We start from the raw sequence: 5,620 nt of genomic DNA on the forward strand, positions 1-5,620 counted from the left end.
AGGCGTCAAGGGTGAGGCTGTAGTCGTTTACGCCGATCCCTTGACAACGCAGCAGATGCTGTATCATCGGCTTTCCCGAAGGGTAAACAACATGGCTGTTTTTCTGGTTTTCTGGATATTACTCGCAGTACATTGCACAAAACCACTCAAAAAGACCGCAACGAACGGCTATTGTTGCTTTTTTGAACCTTTTGCCATGTTGTTTATGCAACTATAGGGTGGTTTCAAGGGGAGCTTTACGGAGGTGGTCATGATTAAAGAGATGATTCAAGAGGTAGTAAAAGGCAAAGACCTTTTGGAAGAAGAAATGATTAGTGTTATGGAAGAAATCATGGAAGGCAAGGCCACGGACGCACAAATTGGGGCCTTCATAACAGCCCTTCGCATGAAGGGCGAAACCATCACAGAAATCACCGGCGCAGCCAAGGTTATGCGCGAAAAGGCTACGCCAATTCGAATTCAAAATAGCGCTGTCAGTATTGATAGGGATGAAATCAATGTGGACAGGGAAACCATTGTAGATACCTGTGGCACGGGTGGCGACGGGACCAATACCTTTAATGTCTCAACCACTACTGCTTTTGTTGCTGCCGGCGGCGGGCTCAAGGTGGCCAAGCACGGCAATCGGAGTGTGTCCAGTCAGTGCGGTAGCGCCGATGTCCTAGAGGCCTTGGGCGTAAACCTGAATGTTAGCCCTGAGGCCGTCGAGGAGTGTATCAGGAGTATCGGCATTGGATTTCTATTTGCACCCAAGCTCCACGGGGCCATGAAGTATGCTATTGGACCAAGGCGCGAAGTCGGTATCCGGTCCATATTTAATGTCCTTGGTCCCTTGACCAATCCGGCCAAAGCAAACGTGCAGGTTCTTGGTGTATACGAGTCAGGGCTTACTTCTGTAATGGCAGAAGTGTTGCAGCGTCTGGGGAGCACAAGCGCCCTCGTGGTTTTCGGAGAAGGAAGTTATGATGAAATCAGCATTGCAGGCCCTACGCAAGTGAGCGAATTGCGAGATGGCGCTATAAGCAACTATAGCATAGAACCCGAAGATTTCGGCATGACGCGGGCCGATATCTCAGATATCAGGGGTGGAGATGCCGAACAGAACGCCGCTATTGTCCGAGAAATCCTGGCCGGCCAGCCCGGCCCCAAACGTGACATCGTGCTCTTGAATGCAGGGGCCACCTTTTATGCCGCCCGCAAGGCACAGGACATACACGAAGGCATCAATATGGCTGCCGAAAGCATAGACTCGGGCATGGCGGCCCAAAAACTCGAGCAACTCATAGAAAAGACCAATCAGGTCAGCACATGATGCAGAATGCCAGATGTTTATCCGAACAGCAGCGTGCCAATCGGCAACGGTAGTAGTTCACGACTGCCGAGGGTAACGGGTTTTGATCCGGTATCGGGCATCTTGTGTCTGGCATCAGGAATCAGGCACTTTAGATTATAGGCATTTCATATATGATACTCGATCAAATTGTGGCCCATAAAAAGAAAGAGATTGCAACCCTCAGGGAGGTAACGTCTCTTGCCAGCCTGAAGAGACATGCAGAGGCAGTTGAGACACCACGAGGGTTTCGACAAGCCCTGGCACGATCTTCAACTATAGCGTTAATCGCTGAGGTCAAGAAGTCATCGCCCTCTGCTGGTCTGATTCGCAAAGACGTTGATCCTGTTCGCATTGGAGAAATCTATGAAGACTCTGGCGCTTCAGCTATTTCCGTGCTTACAGACGATCAATTCTTTAATGGAAGCCTTGCCAGCATGAGGGAGGTTAAACAAGCTGTTAGTATTCCCGTGTTGCGTAAGGATTTCATTATCGACCCTTTTCAGATCTATGAAGCGCGAGCCTTTGGCGCTGACGCAGTTTTGTTGATCGTAGCCATCCTTTATGATGACCAGCTTCGCGCCTTTCTTGATATCTGCAAAGATCTCGGGCTTGATGCCCTGGTAGAGATCCACACGGAACAGGAGCGGGACAAGGCCCTTGAGGCAGGCGCTGACCTAATCGGAATCAACAACAGGGACCTAAAAACATTTGCAGTGGACCTTTCCACGACTATCGACCTTGTTCCAGGTTTACCAAAAGAAGCGCTCTGTGTGAGCGAAAGTGGCATTAAGAGCCATGATGACATCAGGCGCCTTATGGAAGCGGCTGTTGATGCAGTGCTGGTAGGCACAGCCCTTATGGAGGCAGGAGATATTGGGGCAAAGATTAAAGAGTTGTTGGATTTCCGGCTGTGAGTTATTACTGGTCATTGGTCATTTGGAAAGTTTGAATGTTTAGCTCAATACCTAAAATAAAAATCTGCGGAATCACCCGTGAGGCTGACGCCCAGTTTGCTGCCAGCCTGGGCGTAGATGCCCTGGGGTTTGTCCTGGCTGAGAGTTCCCGACGGGTAGACCCCCGCGTGGTTCGAGAAATAACCTTATCGCTGCCGCCCTTTGTAAGTACTGTAGGGGTGTTTGTGGATGCAGATATGGACTCGGTGAGCCAGATAGCTGCTTTTTGCAGACTTGCCTGGATTCAACTCCACGGCAATGAAACTCCGGACTACTGCAAGGCTTTGGACATTAGGCTCCTAAAAGCCATACGAGTCAAAGACAGGCAAAGCGTAGAACTCATGGCAGCCTACAAGGGCTGCGTCAACGGATTTGTCCTTGACACCTACGTGAAGGGGCAACAGGGGGGCACAGGAAAGGCATTTGATTGGACACTGGCGAGAGAGGCCGGAAAATATGGCCCGGTGATCCTTTCCGGCGGTTTGACACCGGAAAATGTGAGAGAAGCCATTCAGGCAGTGCGCCCTCACGGCGTGGATGTGAGCAGCGGTGTGGAATCAGGGCCCGGCATAAAAGATCACGACAAGATGCGGCGTTTTGTGGAACAAGTTATGAAATCGGGAAGCGACTGTGTATCAAAACCTAAACAGGCGAGGGATATCACATGATCGAGCGGGGCTACTATGAGGGATTCGGAGGGGCCTATCTCCCTGAGATCCTTATTGTTACCTTTGATGAACTTGTCGAGACATTTCAAAAGGCAAAAAGCGACCCTTCCTTCTGGCAGGAATATACTGAGATTATGTCCACCTATTCCTGCCGGCCGACCCCTCTCACCTTTGCCGAAAATCTTACTGCTCGCTTTGGCGGGGGGCGCATCTACATCAAGCGGGAAGACCTGAACCACACTGGCGCACACAAGGCAAACAATGTTATGGGTCAGGGGCTCCTGGTAAAGAGAATGGGAAAGACCCGCGTCATTGCTGAGACCGGGGCCGGTCAGCACGGGGTGGCAACTGCCACCATGGCAGCCAGGTTCGGATTTAAGTGTACCATTTACATGGGAGAAGTGGACATGGAACGACAACGTCCCAATGTCTTCTGGATGGAAAGGCTGGGCGCCGAGGTTATCCCTGTGCTGGAAGGAACCCGGATCCTAAAGGATGCCATCAACGAAGCCTTCCGTGACTGGGTGACCAATATGGATACCACACACTACGTACTGGGCACAGCCTGCGGTCCGCACCCTTTTCCGGAGATGGTCGCTTACTTTCAGTCAATCATCGGAAAGGAGGCTCGCAAGCAGATCTTGAAATATGAGGAAAGGCTGCCTGCACGCATCTACGCTTGCGTGGGAGGAGGCTCCAATGCACTAGGGATATTCAGTGGTTTTCTGGATGATCCTGTGGAACTCGTCGGTGTCGAGGCGGCTGGCCGTGGCTTGAACTCTGGTCAACACGCGGCACGGCTCTGTTCCGAAGACGCGAGTATCGGTGTGGCCCAAGGGTACAAGACATATTTTCTTCAAAACAGTGATGGCCAGATGAAGGAAACTCACAGCGTTGCAGCAGGATTGGATTATGTGGGGGTCTCGCCTATCCTGGCACAGCTCAAGGAGAGCGGTCGTGTCCGCTTTGAGGCTACAACAGACCGACAGGTCGTGGATGCCTTATCGCTCACTATCCGAAAGGAAGGCTTGATCCCTGCCCTGGAGTCAGCGCATGCCTTTGCCCAGGCATTCAAGGAGGCATCCACACTCTCTAAAGACGATATCATACTGATCAATCAGTCCGGAAGAGGCGACAAAGACATTTTTACGGTTGCCGACGCATTTGCTGACCCGAAGTGGCAGGAATTCATCAAGAACAAAGCGGAGCAATACCATGCTTGAGTCGTACCTGCGTAGCAGGCTGAGTGAAAAAGAGATTCTGCTGATGACCCATATAGTCCTCGGGTACCCTACATTTGAGGACTCCTTCAAGATCATCCAGGCGATGGTCAAAGGTGGTGTTGACCTGATGGAACTGCAGATCCCCTTTTCCGAACCTATTGCAGACGGCCCGGTAATCCTTCACGCAAATCAAAAGGCCTTGGCACTTGGGACAACCGTTAATAAGTGCTTCGATTTTGCCCAAAAGGTTACCCGAACCTTTGACATACCCTTCCTCTTCATGAGCTACTACAACATCCTCTTCAAATACGGGGTTGATCGGTTTGCCGCAGACACGGCCGATGGACATCTGCGAGGGGCTATCGTCCCGGATCTCCCCCCGGAAGAGGGGCAAGACTACCTCAAGGCAATGGAAAAACACAATCTCGCCCCGATCTTCATCTTCTCGCCCACCACGACCGCGGAGCGCATGAAATACATTGCATCCTTTGCACAGGGCTTCATCTATTGCGTTGCCAGAAAAGGCGTAACCGGTGTAGATACGGATTTCTCAGGACAATTGGAGAGATATCTTGCTCGGTGCCGCAAGGCAACCGGCCTTCCACTGGCGCTCGGTTTCGGGGTCAAAGACAAAGAGGACATCGACTTCCTGAGAGGAAAAGTCGATATTGCAGTCATTGGCACACAAACGATTCGCCTGGTGGAAAAAGAGGGAGTCGGGGTCGTGGAGGAGTTTATCAAGAACCTGACAGAATGAATCGAGTACAAAGCCAGGTCATAAGTGCTTGATTTTGCGTAGACAAGGCGACATTCCTAATTTGACAAATCCAATATTTCTTGCTACTGGATCATAATCCATTGATCAACAAAAAAATGCTTTTCAACGGCAAGGGCATTTGTTCTCTTATGAGACGATTGGTGGGTAACATATTTCATGTTAAGCGGCGCTCCTCGCCGCTTAACGGGCGCGAGCTGCTACGCCATCGAGTGTCAGTCGGCGCTACGCGCCGCCTAACCCTCAATGGAGCTGACAGAACTGTCGTCTAACACACACTCTGCGCTTCGCTCCGGTGCGATTAGACGATGAACCAGCAGCTCATCTCGCGCCCGTTATGCCGTACAGAATGAAAGGCAGAAATATAACTGAATGATCGAAAAGGATTTTGACATACCGTTTATTGCTGACCTCGCACTCCGTGAGAAACAGATTCAACAGAACTACCGTCCGGTTATTGCTGTGCATAAATGGTTTGCCCGGCGGCCGGGCACACTGTTTCGCGGCTTGCTTTTGTCTGAATTCTCTGGCAAGCCGCTTCGGGAAGTGTTCTACAAGGCGAACGATCTTTCAGGCCGCCATGTTGCTGATCCATTTATGGGTGGTGGAACACCGATTCTGGAGGCGAACAGGATCGGGTGCAAAGTCACCGGGTTTGACATAAACCC

At 51.1% G+C, this 5,620-nt stretch carries 7 protein-coding genes; all 7 read left to right on the forward strand.

Going from position 1 to position 5,620, the window contains the following annotated elements; genetic code table 11:
• Positions 1-217, forward strand: a 217-nt coding sequence (locus tag JW883_15360; protein ID MBN1843643.1) for a hypothetical protein, incomplete at its 5' end; no start/stop codon positions are given.
• Positions 218-250: 33 nt separating this feature from the next.
• On the forward strand, positions 251-1,312 hold the full coding sequence (gene trpD / locus JW883_15365; GenBank protein MBN1843644.1) for an anthranilate phosphoribosyltransferase: 1,062 nt from the start codon (positions 251-253) through the stop codon (positions 1,310-1,312).
• Between the two features lie 152 nt (positions 1,313-1,464).
• Positions 1,465-2,247, forward strand: coding sequence for an indole-3-glycerol phosphate synthase TrpC (gene trpC / locus JW883_15370; GenBank protein ID MBN1843645.1), 783 nt, complete (start codon positions 1,465-1,467; stop codon positions 2,245-2,247).
• A gap of 47 nt (positions 2,248-2,294) precedes the next feature.
• Positions 2,295-2,954, forward strand: a complete 660-nt coding sequence (locus JW883_15375) for a phosphoribosylanthranilate isomerase (GenBank protein MBN1843646.1) — start codon at positions 2,295-2,297, stop codon at positions 2,952-2,954.
• Positions 2,951-4,177 carry a tryptophan synthase subunit beta gene (trpB, locus tag JW883_15380; protein ID MBN1843647.1) on the forward strand — a complete coding sequence of 409 codons (1,227 nt, stop codon included), beginning with the start codon at positions 2,951-2,953 and terminating at the stop codon, positions 4,175-4,177. The genes JW883_15375 and trpB overlap by 4 nt, the downstream gene beginning before the upstream one ends.
• The gene (locus JW883_15385; protein MBN1843648.1) at positions 4,170-4,934 is read left to right on the forward strand and encodes a tryptophan synthase subunit alpha; all 765 of its coding nucleotides are present in this window, start codon (positions 4,170-4,172) and stop codon (positions 4,932-4,934) included. Before trpB ends, JW883_15385 begins: the two co-directional genes overlap by 8 nt.
• Before the next feature lie 390 nt (positions 4,935-5,324).
• On the forward strand, positions 5,325-5,620 hold a 296-nt coding region (locus JW883_15390), incomplete at its 3' end, for a DNA methylase (protein MBN1843649.1).

Source organism: Deltaproteobacteria bacterium (assembly GCA_016930875.1).
GTDB lineage: Bacteria > Desulfobacterota > Desulfobacteria > Desulfobacterales.

Excerpts from the sequence above, each read along its gene's own strand:
- trpC (MBN1843645.1), top strand. The coding sequence starts at position 1,465 with ATGATACTCGATCAAATTGTGGCCCATAAAAAGAAAGAGATTGCAACC.
- trpB (MBN1843647.1), top strand. The coding sequence starts at position 2,951 with ATGATCGAGCGGGGCTACTATGAGGGATTCGGAGGGGCCTATCTCCCT.
- JW883_15385 (MBN1843648.1), top strand. The coding sequence starts at position 4,170 with ATGCTTGAGTCGTACCTGCGTAGCAGGCTGAGTGAAAAAGAGATTCTG.
- trpD (MBN1843644.1), top strand. The coding sequence starts at position 251 with ATGATTAAAGAGATGATTCAAGAGGTAGTAAAAGGCAAAGACCTTTTG.